We start from the raw sequence: 16,222 nt of genomic DNA, 5'->3' as shown, positions 1-16,222 counted from the left end.
ATTCGGAGAACCATGCGCATCCTTGTGACCGGCGGTGCCGGCTTCATCGGTTCGGAATTCGTCCGGAGGCAGCTGAATTCGGATCCGGCGGCGCGGATCACGGTCCTCGACAAACTCACCTATTCCGGGGTCGAGGCCAATCTCGCGTCCGTGGCGGGACATCCGGGCTACCGGTTCGTCCGGGGCGACATCTGCGACCCCGAAACGGTCGACCACGTCATGGCGGGCCAGGACGCGGTGGTGCATTTCGCGGCAGAGTCGCACGTGGACCGGTCGATCGAGGGAGCCGGTCCCTTCGTCCGCACGAACGTGCTCGGTACCCAGGTGCTGCTCGACGCGGCCCACCGGCACGGCGTCGGACGCTTCGTGCACGTCTCCACCGACGAGGTGTACGGCTCGATCAGCGAGGGCTCGTGGACCGAGGAGTGGCCGCTCGCGCCGAACTCGCCGTACTCCGCGTCCAAGGGGGGAGCCGATCTGCTGGCGCTCGCCTGCCACCGCACCCACGGCCTGGACGTCGTGGTCACCCGCTGCTCCAACAACTACGGGCCGTACCAGTTCCCGGAAAAGGTCGTTCCGCTGTTCATCACGAACCTGATCGACGGGAGCACGGTCCCCCTGTACGGGGACGGCCGCAACATCCGTGACTGGCTGCACGTCTCCGACCACTGCCGGGGCATCGAACTGGTCCTGCGTGGCGGGAAGCCCGGGGAGGTCTACAACATCGGCGGCGGGACCGAGGTGAGCAACCACAAGCTGACCGGCCTGCTGCTGGACGCGGTGGGCGCGGGCTGGGACCGGGTCGAGTACGTGGCCGACCGCAAGGGCCACGACCTGCGCTACTCACTCGACGACAGCAAGATCCGTGAACAGCTGGGCTACGCCCCGCAGGTCGACTTCGCGGAGGGCCTGGCCGCCACCGTCGCCTGGTACCGCGAGCACCGCTCGTGGTGGGAGCCGCTCAAGGGGAGGGCGTCGCACGGATGACGACGAGCTGGCTGGTGACGGGTGCGGGCGGGATGCTCGGCCGGGACGTGCTGGCGGAACTCGCCGCCGATCGGGACGCAGTGGCGACGGGAGCGGGCCGCGACCGGCTCGACATCACCGACCCGGTGGCCGCGCACGCGGCCGTGGCCGGCCACCATGTGATCGTCAACTGCGCGGCCTGGACGGACGTCGACGGCGCCGAGTCGGCCGAGGAGGCGGCCACCGCCGTGAACGGCACCGGCGTGCGCCATCTCGCACGGGCCTGCGCCGGCGGCGGTGCCGTCCTGGTGCACGTCTCCACCGACTACGTCTTCCCCGGCGATGCCCGGCAGCCGTACGTCGAGGACGCGCCGACCGGCCCCGTCAACGCCTATGGGCGGGGCAAGCTGGCGGGGGAGCGGGCGGTGGCCGAGCTGCTGCCCCGCACCGGCTACACCGTGCGCACCGCCTGGCTCTACGGAGCGCACGGCCGCAACTTCGTGAGCACCATGCTCCAGCTCGCCGCCCGGCGCGAGACCCTGGACGTGGTGGCCGACCAGTACGGCCAGCCGACCTGGTCCCGCGCGCTCGCCCGGCAACTGGTCGCGCTCGGCCGCGCCGCGCTGGCGGGCCGGGCACCGGCTGGCGTCTATCACGGCACCGCGGCAGGCCGCACCACGTGGTACGGCCTGGCCCGGGAGACCTTCCGGCTGAGCGGCCTCGATCCCGAGCGGATCCGGCCGGTGGGCTCCGGGGCGTTCCCGCGCCCCGCCACCCGCCCGGCGTTCGGCGTCCTCGGCCACGAGAGCTGGTCGCGTACCGGGCTCGCGCCCCTGCCGCGGTGGGACGAGCAGCTGACAGCGGCCCTGGACACCCCGGCCTTCGCCGCTCTGGCCGCCACGGCACGCACCGGCGGCTGACCCGGCGGCGGCCCGGCTCACGACGACACGCGAAGGCGCCCGGTGGAAGCTGACAGCTTCCAACGGGCGCCTCCGCGTCAGGTACTGGCGATCAGACCCGCAGCGGCCCGCCGCAGCGGGCCGCGCCGTCCTTCATCGCGATGAGGTTCGCCACCACGTAGGAGATGTTGTTCTTGGAGTGCCAGTCGGTCGGGTAGTACGTGACCAGCCGGGAGTTCTGGAACCTCGCCTCGATCTCGGGGACGAAGGTCCGGTACTGGTTGTCGGTGTAGTACCAGAAGGAGTTCTCGTTGTAGAACGCGACGTGCGTCGGGTCCTGGTACGCGCCGCGGCCGTCCGCGCTGGGCGTCATGGTCAGGAGCATGCCGCCGGGCGCCAGCAGCCGGTACAGCTCGTTGATCAGCGGCACCTTGGCGGGCACGTGCTCCAGGAAGTCCACCGCCCGCATCAGCCCGACCGAGTTGTCGGGCAGGTCCAGCCGGTCGGGCAGGGTCGCGACGATGTCGACGCCCTCTCCCGGGTACTGGTCCACGCCCAGGTAGCCCGGCGGCTTGCGGTGGGCCGCACCGAGGTCCAGCGCGAGCAGACCGCGGCGCTGGGTCCAGGCGAGTGCGTTGGCCTCGATGTACTTGTCGTAGAGGGCCACCGTCTCGCGCTGGATGTGCGCGTTGATCTCCGGATCGCGCTGGGTGTTGGCGGGGTGGATCCGCTGGAGGTAGAGGCAGCGCGGGATGTGGTGGAAGTCCCCGGCCTGGAAGAGCCGGCACATCAGGTCCTGGTCGTCGAGGACGGTGCGGGTGGCGTCGTAGCCGCCGACCTTCTCGTACGCGTCCTTGCGGAACGCCCTTACGTGGTTGGGCGCGTACCAGATGTAGGCCACGTTGTGCGGCGTCGGGGCCATGGACATCGCGGCCAGCAGCTTGCGGCCGTCGACGGTCACCTCCTCGTACTGCCAGCCGTGCGCCTCGTTGAAGCGGGAGTCGTCCCGCTCCCCGTCCTCGGTGATCTGCGCGGTGTTGCTGTAGACGAAGACGGTGTCCGGGTGCTCGTCGAACGCCTCGGCGAGCTGGGCCAGGCAGTCCTTCGCCAGGAGGTCGTCGTGGTCGAGCTCCACGAGGATCTCGCCGCGGGCGATCTCACAGGCCCGCCGCTTGGCGGCCCCGACGCCGCGGACGTCGTCCGCGATCTCCACACGGACCCGGTCGTCGGGTTGTTCCGGCCGCCAGCGGGCGCCGTTGTTGAGCAGGACGATCCACTCCCAGTCCGAACAGGTCTGTGCCTGCAAGGTCGTGAGGCACTCGTCGAGAAAACGCGGCCGGTGACTGGGGGTGAAGACGGAGAACCTAGGTGTCGCAGTCGACGTCATCTGGTGCTACCTGCTTGGCTCGTGGAGGGTGATGGGCTGGCGGAATCCTTGAACGGTTCCGGTACTTGGGAGTGCAGCGACGGATCGAGCGCGACGGCGCGGCGGAACGAGTCCCGCGCGTCGTCCTCCTGGTCCTTCTTCGCCAGTGCCAGCCCGAGGCGCAGATGGGCCGTGGAGGCTTTCGGGTTGACGGCAATGGCGCGCCTGAGAAGCTGGACGGCCCGTTCGGGCTCGCTCGATTCGAGCAGCACCGCCTCGTTGAACAGGGCGGATGTGTACGTGGGGTCGATCTTCAACGCCTTGTCGTAGGCGTCGCGGGCGTCGGTCGCGTTGCCGTCCTGGTGAGCCAGGACGCCCAGGTTGTACCAGGCGATCTTGTTCCGGGGATCGAGCTTCAGCACGCGTCTGAAGGTGCTCTCCGCACCTTCGCGGTCCTGGTACCGGGACTGGGCGAGACCGGTCTCCAGGAGCACGTTCACCCGCGTCGCCTTGCGGGCAGGTGCCGAGTCGGATCCGGAGAGCGAGTTCGCGTCCGGCCGGGACTGGACCGCCCAGACGGAAGCTCCGCCGGCAATCACGGCCGCTGCGCCGAGCCCTGCCCACAATCGCCTACGTTTCACTGGGTCACATCTCAGGGGTCGGGAGGGGATGGTGAACCGGAGTCCGAACCACCGTCATTGCCGCCAAAGTTACGAGGTGACCGTTATGTCGTCACCTGTCGCCCGGGAGTTGGGCCGTACATACCACCCGAACGTACGCATCCTGGATGTGGTGTCCCGTGGATTCCGGGGTATCTGTGGCTTCTTGGCTACTCGCCGATGCGGACCAGCGCGAGGGTGATGTTGTCCGGGCCCCCGGCCTCGATCGCCGCCTTCCACAGCTCGTAGGCGGCCCGGCCGTCGTCGTGCACCCGCAGCAGGCTGTGGACGTCCTCGTCCGGCACCGGGTCGGTCAGGCCGTCCGTGCACACCAGATAGCGGTCGCCCGTGTTCAGCGCGGTGGCCGAGACATGGGGTGTGATGGCCGTGTACGCGTTGCCGCCGCCGAGCGTCTGGGTGACCGCCGACGTGGTGCGGTGTCCCGGTCGCGGCGGCGGGCTGTCGTCCACGCTCACCTGACGCAGCTCGTCCTTCGCCGCGTGGAACACCTTGCTGTCGCCGACGTTGAACGTCAGCATCGATTCGCCGAGGACGACGGTGCCCGCGATCGTCGTGCCCATCGTGACCAGGTCCGGATCGCCCTCGGCGGCCGAGTAGACGAGGCGGTTGCACAGGTTCAGGGCCTCGCGGACCGCGTCCTCGCCGGTCAGTGAGGCGCCGAGCGACGCCAGCCGGCGGACGACCAGCGCGCTCGCCACCTCCCCGGCAGGCTGTCCGCCGAGCCCGTCGGCGACCGCGACCACGAGAGGTGTGCCCAGGGGGAACAGCAGCGTCTGCGGGTTCTCGGTCACGGTGCCGCACAGCGTCCAGGGACCGATGACCAGGCTGTCCTCGTTGTGCTCGCGGATCAGCCCGACATCGCTGAGGGCGGTCACGGCTATGTACGGCATCGTGGGCCCCGTCTCACAGCCAGTCCCGGTGCTTGAAGACGACGTACAGGCTGATGCACACGAGGATCATCAGCGCGAGGGCGAACGGGTAGCCGAACCGCCAGTCCAGCTCGGGCATGTTGACGAAGTTCATGCCGTAGACGGTGCCGATCAGGGTGGGCGCGAAGAGGATGGCCGCCCAGCTGGAGATCTTCTTGATCTCGTTGTTCTGTGCGTGGCCGGCCTCCGCCAGCATCTTCATCTCCTCGTTCTGCGCCTGGGAGACCAGCGTGGCGTTGACGGTGAGGATGTCGCCGAGCATCTGCCGGAAGCCGTTCACCCGCTCCGCCACCGTCGTGGCGTGGTCGGCCACGTCCCGCAGATAGCGCTGCAGTTCCTCGTCGGTGCGGTACTTCTGGAAGCCCGCCTGAAGCCCGTTCATGATCGTCAGGAGCGGCCGGGTGGCGCGCTGGAAGTCGACGACCTCGCGCGACAGCTCGTAGATCCGGCGGGACACCTTCGGGTCGCCGCCGAACACCTCGGTCTCGATCTCGTCGATGTCGTGCTGGAGACCGGCGACGACGGGCGCGTACCCGTCGACCACCGCGTCCAGGATCGCGTAGAGCACGGCCTCGGGGCCGAGCGCCAGCAGCTCCGGATCGCCCTCCAGGCGCCGGCGGACGACCGCGAGGTCCGGGGCCTGGCTGTGCCGTACGGTCAGCACGAACTCCGGGCCGACGAAGATGTGGATCTCCCCGAAGTCCACCTCCTCGACCTCGTCCATGTAGCGGGCCGAGCGCAGCACCACGAAGAGTGTCTTGCCGTACCGCTCCAGCTTGGGGCGCTGATGGGCCACGATGGCGTCCTCGACGGCCAGCTCGTGCAGTCCGAACTGCTCCGCGGCTTCCCACAGCTGCGCGGGCGACGGGCGGAACAGCCCGATCCAGGCCATGGTGCCCGGCTCACCCGGAAGCCGGTCGTAGATCTCGGCCAGCGAGGAGGGCGTCTCCACCCGCTGCCCGTCGCGGTAGATCGCGGCGTCCACGACGCTGCGTTCCAGCGGCACGGGCTCCTGGGGGCCGTGCTCCGTCCATGGATCCATCGAGTGCTCGGGGGCCGGGTCGGGCTGCTGCCCGGTCCCGTGAGCGGGCGGGCGGAGCGGCCATCTGCCTGCCCGTGCCGCGCGTGCACGCCAGTCGGACATCACCTGCACCTCGCCTGACGGGGGTTCCTTGGTAGCCGGCGCAACCGGCGTTCATCAACGAGTCGGCACAGAACAGCCTATTTCTTGAAGTGCCGCGGCGCGATCACTGGGTCCCGGCGGGCTACTTCAGCGCCAGCACGATGACGGCGCCGACGACTCCGGCGACCAGGGCGAATCCCGCCGGGAGCCAGCCGCCGTCCCGCCACGGGAAGCGGGCGTCCAGCGAGAGGCGGCGCGGGCCCACGGCGGCGATCGTGAGGGCGCTGACGGCCAGGGTCATCGGGTACTCGAAGCCGGGGCCGGCGGCGGACCACAGCGCGATGTCGGGAGCCACCGACATCGCGTTGATCATGACGCCGACCGAGGCCGCAGCGGCGAGCGGGGTCAGGAACCCCACGGCCAGCCCCAGGCCGCCGAGGAACTCGGAGATCCCGGCCAGCGCGGCGAAGAAGATGCCGGGGTCGTAGCCGATCTGGTCGAATCCCTTGGCCGTGGCGTCCAGGCCAGGCCCGCCGAACCAGCCGAAGAGCTTCTGGGCCCCGTGCCCTGCCAGGATCACGCCGACGGCGAGCCGGAGCAGCAGCATCCCGGCATCGGTGGCGCTCGGCGCCGCCGGTGCGGCGCCCGTGCCGGGGCCGCCGGAATGACGAGCACGCTCGGTGGGGGGTTTCATGGTGGTGTCACCTCCTGCGCCGGGACCGCGGGTCCCGGCGGTCGTGCTCCGGCGGTCGTGCGCCAGGTGTCGGAGCCTCACCACCGATACTGCCCCCCGCGGCGGAAGCGGGCCAAGTTCACGACGTGCACACGCGGTCACCGTGTGCCGGACGCCGTGCGGTCACCTCCCGCTTCCACGCTCACCGGGAAGTCGTCATGTTCCCGACATGGAGGAGTGCTCTGTGAGCAGGCCCCATCCCGCCCGGGCGGTCACCGTCGCCCTGGGCCTGGTTCTCGTGGCGTCCGGTGCGGCCATGCCGGCCGTGGCGGGTACCCCCGCTCCGCTGCCGGCCGTCACACCCCGGGCCGAGGCGCCCACGCTGTACGACGACGAGGCGGGCGGCAACGCCAACGCGGACGACCCCGCGATCTGGCGCAACACCGCCGACCCGGGCCGCAGCCTGGTGATCGCGACGGCCAAGGAAGGCGGACTGCGCGTCTACGACCTCGACGCCCGCCTGGTGCAGTCGATCCCGGCGCCCCCGTCCGCCCGTCCGGGTGACGCGCCCGGTCGCTTCAACAACGTGGATCTGGTGCACCGGCTGCGGCTGCCGTCCGGACGGGCGGACATCGCCGTGACCACCGACCGCGGCCACGACCGCCTGCGCTTCCACCGCATCGACCGCGGGCGCCCCGGCGGGCCGCTCACCGACATCACCGACCCCGCCGCGCCGCCGGTCTTCTCCACCGGTCAGGACGAGATCAACGAGCAGCGGACCGCCTACGGCCTGGCCACCTGGACCGACCCGGCGAGCGGCCGCGCGTACGCCCTGGTCAGCCGCCGCAACCGCACCGGCCTCGCCCTGCTGGAGCTCCGCGCCACGGCCGCCGGCACGGTCACGTACCGCACGGTCCGCACCCTGGACCTCCCGGCCTCGTTCCGGCTGCCGAACGGCACCACCTGGGCGCCGTGCGGCGAACCCGGCGAGCAGGCCCAGGTCGAGGGCATGGTCGTCGACCCGGCGAACAGCATGCTCTACGCGGGCCAGGAGGATGTCGGTATCTGGCGCGTACGGGCCGATCTCACCGGCACGCCGAAGCTCGTCGACAAGGTGCGTGAGTACGGCGTCCCGGGTGTCTACGACGAGGAGACCGAGGAGTGCGTCCCCGGCGCCGACCCGGGCTTCGGCGGCAAGCGCCTGTCGGCCGACGTCGAGGGGCTGACGCTGCTCACCGAGCCCGAGGGCGACGGCTACCTCCTGGCCTCCAGCCAGGGCGACAACACCTTCGCCGTGTACGACCGCGACCCGCGCGACGGCAACGACTACGAGGGCGGCTTCCGCGTCACCGCCGCCTCGGCCGCCCTCGACGGCTCCGAGGAGTCCGACGGCGCGGCCGTGCTCAACGCGCCCCTCGGCGCGAAGTACCCGAAGGGGCTGCTCGTCGTCCAGGACGGGCACGACACCCCGGGCGACGGCGACCGCGAGGCCACGGGCTTCAAGTTCGTCGACCTCGGCGAGGTCATGAAGCGCATCGACGACTGACCTCACGACGGCCGTGCGTGACGGTACGGCGAGGGCGCCCCGGCAGGCCGGGGCGCCCGTTCGCACCGCCGGCGACTAGCGCGCCACGAACTGCGTGAGGATGGCCTGCACCTCGTAGATGTCGACGCCCTTGGTGAAGGTCTTCTGGATCGGCGCGGGGCTGCCCGAGATCCAGATCTTGAGCTCCGCGTCCATGTCGAACGTGCCCGCGGTCTCCACCGCGAAGTGCGTGATGCTCCTGTACGGCACCGAGTGGTACTCCACCTTCTTGCCGGTGATCCCCTGCTTGTCCACGAGGATGAGCCGGCGGTCGGTGAACAGGATGGTGTCGCGGATCAGCAGGAACGCGGCGTGCACCTGCTCCCCCTGCCCCAGCAGCCGCGCGAAGTCCTGCTGTGCCTTTGCCGGATCGACGGTGTGCGCGTTTCCGAACAGTGCCATGAGAGGCCCCCCACTCATTGAAGTTGCACGATCTTCGCACTGTAGTACGGAAGGTCAGGTAGGGGGCGTACGGGTCACCGTTCGGCCCGCCGTGGCCGCGGCCCGCGCGAAGGCCACGGCGTCCACGACGGCCGCACCGCCCACGTCGTTGTTGAAGTACACGTGCACGTCGGCCTCGTCGGGCCAGGCTTCGGCGATGCGCCCGACCCAGGACGTCAGGGCCCGGCGGCCGTAGCGCGGCGGGGGCTGGGCGAGGCCGCCGTGGAAGCGCACGTATCCCCAGGGAGCGGTACGCCAGAGCGGAGCCACGGGACGCGACCCCCGATCCGCCCAGCACAGCGCGCTGCCGTGCCGTTCGAGCACCGAACGCAGCTCCCGCTCGGCGTCCCACCAGGAGGGGTGGCGCAGTTCGACGGCGACCCGGACGCGGCCGGGGAAGCAGCGCAGGCATGCGTCCAGGGCGGCGGTGTCCTCGCGGAAGTTCGGCGGCAGTTGCAGCAGGACGGGTCCCAGCCGGCCGCCGAGGCCCTCGGCCCGGTCCATCAGCCGGCCCACCGGTTCCTCGGGGTCGTGCAGCCGTTTCAGATGCGTCAGATAGCGGCTGGCCTTGACCGCCATGACGAATCCGTCCGGCGTGCGCTCCCGCCAGGAGGCGAAGACCTCCCTGGTGGGGAGCCGGTAGAAGGCGTTGTTGTTCTCCACCGTGGCGAACCGGCGTGCGTACTCCTCCAGCCACAGCCGTTGCGGCTGCCGGGGCGGATAGAGCACGCCGCGCCAGTCCTTGTACTGCCACCCTGAGGTTCCGACGAGCAAGGGCATGGCCGGATCCGTGCCCGGAGGGCGACGGGACGTATCGCGGTGGCGGTCCGGTGGCACCCGTACGCGGCGCCGCCGGATCTCAGGGCGCCGTGAAGAGCGTGGGGAACCGGGGCGCGAGCCAGGGCTTGCGGCCCCAGGCCAGAATCCGGCCGGAGGCGATCGCGCCCCACGGCTCGCGGCGGCCGAGCGCCATGAGCAGGAACGTGACCGGCTCGATGAGGATGGTGCAGTCCGGGCGGCGGCCGGGTGGCGTGCCCACGGTCGGCGTCCCTACGGTCGGCGTCCCTACGGTCGGCGTGCCGTCGGCGAAGGCGACGGCGAACGCCGCGCCGCCCCGGAGCCGGATCGTGTAACGGGCCGTCAGCCCGGCGGCGGCCGGGGCGTTGACGACGCGTGGCATGGCCGTGGTCATGAAGGGCAGGGTCAGTTCCACCCTGCCGCGGTCGATCATGTGCGGCAGGCGCAGCGCGCGGGCGAGGTCGTAACCGTGGCCGAGCATGTGCGTGAGCAGGTACGAACCGAGTGTCGCGTGATCCATGGGGCCCAGCGGGGTGCTGAGCGTTCCCCGCGCCGCGGTCCCGTTCACCGCGTCGAGGAACGCGCCGGCCCGATCCGTGATCATCCGCGCCAGCGGGCCGGCCCCGCGCTCCCCGAACTCGGCGAGCACCCGCTCGTTCGCGGCGGCCAGGCTCTGCGCGGTGCCGTCTCCGTGGGGGCGCTCGATCCCGGCAGCGAGGTCGGCCATCAGCGCGTTGGCCTGCGCCAGATGAGCCGCCGCCTCACCCAGGGTCCACCGTGACCCGGGCACCGGGACACCCGTGTCGGCGCTCCCGTGCAGCAGCGCGGCGATCTCCTCGGCCGTGTCGCGTATCGCGTCAGCGAGACCTTCGGGCAGAGTGCCCTGTGTCTCCTGCCTCTCCTGCCCTGCGGCCGCTGTCATGGCGCTCCCTGCTCGTCCTCGGGTCCGCGGTACCCAACCAGGTGGCGGGAGGCCGTGGCAAGAGCGAAGCGACGAGGAGTGTGATCGGCCGTGTCCCACGACGAGGAACAGATCCGGACCCTGATCGAGGACTGGGCCGCCGCGGTGCACGCGGCCGAGCTCGAAGGCGTCCTGGCGCACCACTCCGACGACATCGTGATGTTCGACGTGCCGCCGCCCTTCGAAGGCGTCCGCGGCATCGACGCCTACCGCGCGTCATGGCCGCCGTTCTTCGCGTGGCAGCGGCAGGGAGCCTCGTTCGAGATCGTGTCGCTGGACATCACCGCCGGCGACGACGTCGCCTACGCCCACGCCCTGCTGCGCTGCGGCACCCCCCGGGAACTCGCGGAACAGCCGGACCTGCGCCTGCGGCTCACGCTCGGCCTGCGCAAGGAGCGGGGCAGCTGGGTCGTCGCACACGAGCACCACTCGTTCCCCGACACCTCCGTCGGGACCTAGGGGGTGTCCGGCCCCTAGTGCTGTCACTGCGGCCGGTCGGTGTCAGCGGCGGGCCGGCCTGACGGTGCTCGAAGGCCGGGGAAGAGGGTGTGTGCGCTCTCGTGCACGATCGCCATCGCTTCCTGGCCCTTCAGCTCCGCCCCTTCATCGATCACGGGCACGGTGGCGCCCAGCTGCTCGACGAGTGCCAGGTAGCCGTGGAACATGGCGGTGGCCAGCGGGGTGAGCGGCGCGTCGGGCGGGACCAGGGCCTGGTCGAACCCGGGGACCGGCCGGGCGGAGACGTCGGGCCAGTCCTGCGGGTCGCGTGGGCGGTCCAGGCTCAGGACGGCGGCGAGGTCGGGGGCGTCGGCATCCCGGGCCGTGAGGGGCCGGCCGAGGTTCCAGCGTTCGCGGAGTGTGCGGATGACCGACGTGTGGTGGTGCACACCGTTGACGACGGTCCTTGCGGGCAGCCAGGCGGAGATCGCGATCGCGGGCAGGCGGACGCCGAGCCGGTCGAAGGTGAAGCCCATCTGCCCGGGCGGCGCAGCGGGGTCAGGGGCGACGGCGGCGGGCGGGGGCACGTGGTCGTAGGTGCCGCCGTGCTCGTCGAAGACGACCATCAGCAGCGTGTTGAGTGCGTTCGAACCGCTGGACGAGGTCGACGAACGGACGGCGTTGTAGATCTTGGCAAGCAGCGCCTCGCCGCCCAGCAGGGACGAGGGCGCGTCGAAGGAGAACCCCGGGGCCAGCGCCGCTATCGGCGGGTGCATGTCGTTGTGGCCGTGCCACATGTTCGGCTCGATGAACGAGTACGTCGGCAGCCTGCCGGCCGCGGCATCCTCCAGGAAACGGTCCGTCGTGACGAAATGCGTGGCGAACCGCTGCCGCAGCCGCGGACCGTGGATCAGCCCGGTGAACGGGAGCGGGCTCGGCGCGTCCACGTACACCCGCCAGGTCAGACCGGCGGCCTCCAGCCGCTCGAACACCGTCTCGGCGGTGTTCTCGAGCGGGAACGTGCGATATGGCGCATTGACGACGAAGCCCGACGAACTCGCGGCGTGGAAGAACGAGCGGTTGGTGAACGTCTGAGAGGGCACCTCGGCGAACCAGTGGTCGAACGTGCCGAAACCACGTGCCAGCGCGGACATCACAGGCAACTGGTCCGGGGTGTAGCCCGCCATGATCTGCGCGTATTCGTCGTACCTGGGCCGGCGGCCCATCTCCGCCCGGAACGCGCTGATGTAGTCGGCGACGAACCCGTCCATCGTCGGCCCACGCCCGGGAGGTGGCGCGTTGAACGGGGCGGCCATCCGCTCGGCCGCCACCCCCCGGTTGTCCTCGGGGTCGATCACCCCGAACAGTTGGGTGTTGACGTGCGGGTACTCCTCGCCCGGATCCGGGCTCGGCGTGTCCATCGTCTCGGCGGTCCCGTACGGCACCGTCTGCCGGCCGTTGTCGTCCTCGGCCCAGTCCGGGATCGGATTCGACAGGTCCTTTCCGAGGACGCCTTCGAAGGCGGCGACCTCGCCCGGCCCGTACAGCCGACCGAGAAGGTTGTCGAACGACCGATTCTCAAACATCAGTACGACTATGTGTTCCAGGGCGTCGCTACGGTCGGTGGTAGGCACCGGCGACCTCCGATCCGGGAACATGGCCCCCGCCCCGCGAAGTCCATTCCACTCTTCTCCGGCCGGACACAGCTGTCAAAACCGGCCCGATCGGCCCCTTTCCGGGCCGAAGCGCAGCCCGGACGCGTCCTGTCGTGCTGCGACTGTGCGGATCTCGGACCGGGCAGCCGCTCCGTAAGCCGTCACGGGGGATGCCACTCCGCCAGGACGATCGTGGCGTCGTCGTCCAGGCGCCCGTGCTGGTGCTCGAGGATCGTGTGGATCAGACGGCGCAGCGCCTCGGGCGACTTCTCGCCCGCCGCCGTCGCGCGCACGATGTGGTCGGCCAGACGCTGCTCCCCGAAGTAGTCGCCGTCCGGGGAGTGGGCCTCGGTGACACCGTCGGTGTGGATCAGCACCCGGTCGCCCGGCTCCAGGTGTGCGGTGTGCACGGTGCGCGGGGCGTCCGCGTGCGCGGGCCCGAGGCCGAGGGGCAGCTCGGACTCCCGCTGGAGGGCGCCGGTGATGACGTGCTGACCCCGGATCAGCAGGGGCGGCGGGTGCCCGCAGTTGATCCACGTGAACGTGCCCGCGTCCAGATCGAGATCGGCGAAGACCGCGGTCAGCAGCCGGTCCGGGATCCAGCGGCCGAGCGCCTCGTCGACCGTGACCGCGACGCCGTCCAGCGACTTCCCGGCCCGGCGGGCACAGCGGCAGCCGGCCATGGCGACGGCGGAGGCCAGCCCCGAGGCCAGGTCGTGGCCCATGGCGTCGACCACGGACAGATGGAGACGGCCGTCCATGAGGCTGTGGTCGAAGGCGTCCCCGCCGATCTCGTACGCGGGCTCCAGCACCGCGCTGGAGGTCACCCGGCCGGTGCCCAGCGTGCGGGGCGGCAGGAACGCCCACACCATCTCGGCGGCCAGGCTCATCGGGCGGCTGCGCACGGTCTGCAGGATGGCGTCGCTGTACTCCGTCCTGGAGACCACGATGAGGGCACTGAGATCGGCCAGGGCCTTGCAGCGCTCCAGAAGGGCCGGGTCCAGGGATTCGCAGACGATCTCCAGGACACCGATGCGCTCGATGCCGTCGACGAGGGGCAGCCACACCTTCAGCGCCCCCTCCGACTGGCTGAGCCGCATCGACACCGTCCGGTACGCCCATCCGGCCAGGGTCCCGTCCACGGCCAGGGCGCCGCCCTCCTCACCGGAGCCGGCAGACCGCTGCCCCTGCTCCTGCTCCTGCCCCTGCTCCTCGCGCGGTTCGTGGTGCCGGTCGTTCCGCTCGTCCGTCCGGCCCGGCGGGATCAGCGGTACGAGCCGGTGCTGCTGGATGTCCGAGAGGAGGATCCGGGCACTGCGCAGGCCCAGCGCCGCCGCGGCCCGTTCGACGAGCACCGGCAGCTGACCCGGTTCGGTCTGATGGGACTCCTCCAGGATCCTGGCCAGCAGCGACCCGTACTCGGCATCCTTCACCACCCACCACCGCCCTGCGTGCGGCCTGCCGCCGTGCGCGGTACAGCGGCCGGCCTGCGCGGTCGGCCCTCGCTCTTCAGTATGCGGCCGCCCGGCGGCCCGCACGCGCCGGGCTTCCCGCCACGGCGACCGGGTCCGCGCTCACGTGGCGGACGGCCGTACGTCGACTGATGTTCGCCTCGACGTCACCCGTCTCCCCGAAACATTGACGAGCATCTCTGCCAGCGGACGGCGTGAAGGGAATGACGGTGCAGCGCAGAGGCAGCAGAGGTACGAGACGCACACGACGCGTCGACCGATGGACCCGGTGGACCGGCCCGGTCGTGGCCATGGTCACGGGCGCGCTGCTGCTGACCGCGTGCGGAGGGGAAGAGCCGCAGGACGACAGGCCCGAGCCGAAGCCCGTCGCGATGAACATCGACTGCGCCGCCGCCGGCATGGTGCAGGGCTCCGGGTCGACCGCCCAGCAGAACGCGATGAAGCGCTGGATCGACCAGTACCAGCGGGCCTGCCCCGGAGTGCGGATCGCCTACAACCCGATCGGATCGGGCGCCGGCGTCGCGCAGTTCCTGCGGGGAGCGACCGCCTTCGGCGGAACGGACAGTGCCCTGGGCGAGCAGGACGTCGAGATCTCCCGGACGTTCTGTCCCGGCGGGCGGGCCATCGACCTGCCGATGGTCGGTGGCCCCGTGGCCGTCGGCTACAGCCTTACCGGCGTCCACGACCTGGTCCTCGACGCGCCCACCCTCGCGAAGATCTTCGACACGCGCATCACCATGTGGAACCACCGCGACATCCAGCGCCTCAACCCCGGGACCAAGCTGCCCGATCTGGCGATCACCGCGGTGCACCGCTCGGACGACTCGGGCACGACGCAGAACCTGAACGCGTATCTGTCGGGCGCGGCGGCCGACGAGTGGCCGTACGAGGCGAAGAAGGCGTGGCAGGCCAAGGGCGGTCACTCGGCGTCCGGTTCGGACGGTGTCTCGTCGGCCGTGGCGGGGACACAGGGGTCGATCGGCTACTTCGAGCTGTCCTTCGCGGCCACCCAGAAGATCGACACGGTCCGGATCGCGACGGGCGCGTCCGAGCCCGTCGAGCCCAGTGCCGAGAGCGCCTCGCGAGGCATCGCCCAGGCCAAGGACGTCGGCAAGGGCAACGACATGAAGCTGAAGTTCAACTACAAGACGTCCGCCGACGGCGCGTACCCGATCGTCCTCGTGACGTACGAGGTCGTGTGCGACACGGGAAACCAGCCGTCGAGCCTGACGGCGCTGAAGTCGTTCCTGGCGTACACCGCCGGTGAGGAGGGGCAGAAGCTGCTGCCCTCGATCCACTACGCGCCGTTGCCGGACGGCGTGGCCGCCAAGGTGCGGAAGGTCATCGCCGCCCTGTCCTGAGGGCGCTTCAGCCGAACCTGCCCGAGATGTAGTCCTCGGTGCGCTGGTCGGACGGGTTGCTGAAGAGGTTGCCCGTCTCGTCGTACTCGACCAGACGCCCGTGCCGTACGCCGTTCTTGTCGACGTCGGCGGAGAAGAAGGCGGTTCGCTCGGACACCCGGGCCGCCTGCTGCATGTTGTGCGTGACCACGATGATCGTGAACTCCTGGGCCAGATGCTCCATCAGGTCCTCGATCTTCGCGGTGGCGATCGGGTCGAGGGACGAGCACGGCTCGTCCATCAGGATCACCTCGGGCTTGACCGCGATGGTGCGCGCGATGCACAGGCGTTGCTGCTGGCCGCCGGAGAGGGCGAGCGCGGAGGTCTTGAGCTTGTCCTTGACCTCGTCCCACAGGGCGGCGTGGGTGAGGGTCTCCTCGACCAGGTCGTCGAGACTGCCCTTGAAGCCGCCCACCCGGGGGCCGTAGGCGATGTTGTCGTAGATGGACTTCGGGAACGGGTTGGGCTTCTGGAAGACCATGCCGATGCGGCGGCGGACCTCGATGGGGTCGACGTCGCGGCCGTAGAGGTCTTCGTTGTGGTAGCGGATCTTGCCGACCACCCGGGCGTCGGGCAGCAGGTCGTTCATCCGGTTGAAGCAGCGCAGCACGGTGGACTTGCCGCAGCCAGAGGGGCCGATCATCGCCGTGATCTGGCGGGCCCCGATGTTCATGTTGACGTCGCGCACGGCCTCATGGTCGCCGTAGAAGACGGACAGGCTGCCGACCTCGAAGACCGGGCCGGCCAGCGGTGGCGCGGCGTCGCGGTGGGCGACGTCCGGCGGCCGGGTGCCGCCGGAGGCGTGGCCGGGGGGAGGGGTCATCGCGTTCTCCACC

General features: G+C 70.7%; 16 protein-coding genes. 5 read left to right on the top strand and 11 right to left on the bottom strand.

What is annotated here, in order from left to right; genetic code table 11:
- The first annotated feature begins 12 nt into the window (after nt 1-12).
- Both rfbB and rfbD read left to right on the top strand, forming a co-directional pair.
- The gene (rfbB, locus tag ACIQMR_RS05790; RefSeq protein ID WP_401383315.1) at nt 13-987 is read left to right on the top strand and encodes a dTDP-glucose 4,6-dehydratase; all 975 of its coding nucleotides are present in this window, start codon (nt 13-15) and stop codon (nt 985-987) included.
- The gene (gene rfbD, locus ACIQMR_RS05785) at nt 984-1,886 is read left to right on the top strand and encodes a dTDP-4-dehydrorhamnose reductase (protein WP_401383312.1); all 903 of its coding nucleotides are present in this window, start codon (nt 984-986) and stop codon (nt 1,884-1,886) included. The genes rfbB and rfbD overlap by 4 nt, the downstream gene beginning before the upstream one ends.
- Before the next feature lie 91 nt (nt 1,887-1,977).
- Here the strand turns inward: rfbD and ACIQMR_RS05780 are convergent, their stop codons facing one another.
- From ACIQMR_RS05780 to ACIQMR_RS05760, 5 genes are all read right to left on the bottom strand, one after another.
- The gene (locus ACIQMR_RS05780) at nt 1,978-3,252 is read right to left on the bottom strand and encodes a glycosyltransferase (RefSeq protein WP_401383309.1); all 1,275 of its coding nucleotides are present in this window, start codon (nt 3,250-3,252) and stop codon (nt 1,978-1,980) included.
- Entirely contained in the window at nt 3,249-3,731 is a 483-nt protein-coding gene (locus ACIQMR_RS05775; protein WP_401383307.1) for a tetratricopeptide repeat protein, read from the bottom strand. Before ACIQMR_RS05775 ends, ACIQMR_RS05780 begins: the two co-directional genes overlap by 4 nt.
- A 329-nt stretch (nt 3,732-4,060) precedes the next feature.
- Complete coding sequence (locus ACIQMR_RS05770; RefSeq protein ID WP_401383304.1) at nt 4,061-4,801, bottom strand: PP2C family protein-serine/threonine phosphatase; 741 nt, start codon at nt 4,799-4,801, stop codon at nt 4,061-4,063.
- Nucleotides 4,802-4,814: 13 nt separating this feature from the next.
- Nucleotides 4,815-5,984 carry a magnesium and cobalt transport protein CorA gene (locus tag ACIQMR_RS05765; RefSeq protein WP_401383301.1) on the bottom strand — a complete coding sequence of 390 codons (1,170 nt, stop codon included), beginning with the start codon at nt 5,982-5,984 and terminating at the stop codon, nt 4,815-4,817.
- 121 nt (nt 5,985-6,105) lie between these two features.
- Complete coding sequence (locus tag ACIQMR_RS05760; protein WP_401383298.1) at nt 6,106-6,657, bottom strand: DoxX family protein; 552 nt, start codon at nt 6,655-6,657, stop codon at nt 6,106-6,108.
- A 223-nt stretch (nt 6,658-6,880) separates the two neighbouring features.
- Here ACIQMR_RS05760 and ACIQMR_RS05755 point away from each other — a divergent pair, with 223 nt between their 5' ends.
- On the top strand, nt 6,881-8,182 hold the full coding sequence (locus ACIQMR_RS05755; RefSeq protein ID WP_401383295.1) for a phytase: 1,302 nt from the start codon (nt 6,881-6,883) through the stop codon (nt 8,180-8,182).
- A 75-nt stretch (nt 8,183-8,257) separates the two neighbouring features.
- Here the strand turns inward: ACIQMR_RS05755 and ACIQMR_RS05750 are convergent, their stop codons facing one another.
- The 3 genes from ACIQMR_RS05750 to ACIQMR_RS05740 form a co-directional block, all read right to left on the bottom strand.
- Nucleotides 8,258-8,623 carry a PH domain-containing protein gene (locus tag ACIQMR_RS05750; RefSeq protein ID WP_358663696.1) on the bottom strand — a complete coding sequence of 122 codons (366 nt, stop codon included), beginning with the start codon at nt 8,621-8,623 and terminating at the stop codon, nt 8,258-8,260.
- A gap of 54 nt (nt 8,624-8,677) precedes the next feature.
- Nucleotides 8,678-9,442: a DUF72 domain-containing protein gene (locus ACIQMR_RS05745; protein ID WP_401383292.1), complete on the bottom strand. Its 765-nt coding sequence runs from the start codon at nt 9,440-9,442 to the stop codon at nt 8,678-8,680.
- A gap of 79 nt (nt 9,443-9,521) precedes the next feature.
- Entirely contained in the window at nt 9,522-10,382 is an 861-nt protein-coding gene (locus ACIQMR_RS05740) for a maleylpyruvate isomerase family mycothiol-dependent enzyme (protein ID WP_401383289.1), read from the bottom strand.
- Between the two features lie 90 nt (nt 10,383-10,472).
- Here ACIQMR_RS05740 and ACIQMR_RS05735 point away from each other — a divergent pair, with 90 nt between their 5' ends.
- A complete protein-coding gene (locus ACIQMR_RS05735) occupies nt 10,473-10,880 on the top strand; it encodes a YybH family protein (protein ID WP_401383286.1) in 408 nt (135 codons plus the stop codon).
- A gap of 23 nt (nt 10,881-10,903) precedes the next feature.
- Here ACIQMR_RS05735 and ACIQMR_RS05730 read toward each other — a convergent pair whose 3' ends face one another.
- Nucleotides 10,904-12,517, bottom strand: coding sequence for an alkaline phosphatase family protein (locus ACIQMR_RS05730; protein WP_401383284.1), 1,614 nt, complete (start codon nt 12,515-12,517; stop codon nt 10,904-10,906).
- A gap of 158 nt (nt 12,518-12,675) precedes the next feature.
- Nucleotides 12,676-13,950: a PP2C family protein-serine/threonine phosphatase gene (locus ACIQMR_RS05725; protein WP_401383281.1), complete on the bottom strand. Its 1,275-nt coding sequence runs from the start codon at nt 13,948-13,950 to the stop codon at nt 12,676-12,678.
- Between the two features lie 326 nt (nt 13,951-14,276).
- Between ACIQMR_RS05725 and pstS the strand changes: the two genes are divergently transcribed.
- Complete coding sequence (gene pstS / locus ACIQMR_RS05720) at nt 14,277-15,347, top strand: phosphate ABC transporter substrate-binding protein PstS (protein WP_401384078.1); 1,071 nt, start codon at nt 14,277-14,279, stop codon at nt 15,345-15,347.
- Nucleotides 15,348-15,354: 7 nt separating this feature from the next.
- Here the strand turns inward: pstS and pstB are convergent, their stop codons facing one another.
- Nucleotides 15,355-16,209, bottom strand: coding sequence for a phosphate ABC transporter ATP-binding protein PstB (gene pstB / locus ACIQMR_RS05715; protein WP_401383278.1), 855 nt, complete (start codon nt 16,207-16,209; stop codon nt 15,355-15,357).
- Between the last annotated feature and the right edge of the window lie 13 nt (nt 16,210-16,222).

Source organism: Streptomyces sp. NPDC091376, from assembly GCF_044757085.1.
Lineage (GTDB): Bacteria > Actinomycetota > Actinomycetes > Streptomycetales > Streptomycetaceae > Streptomyces > Streptomyces pratisoli.
The sequence above is the reverse complement of the archived record's forward strand: the minus strand, read 5'-3'. Positions and strand labels throughout refer to the sequence as shown.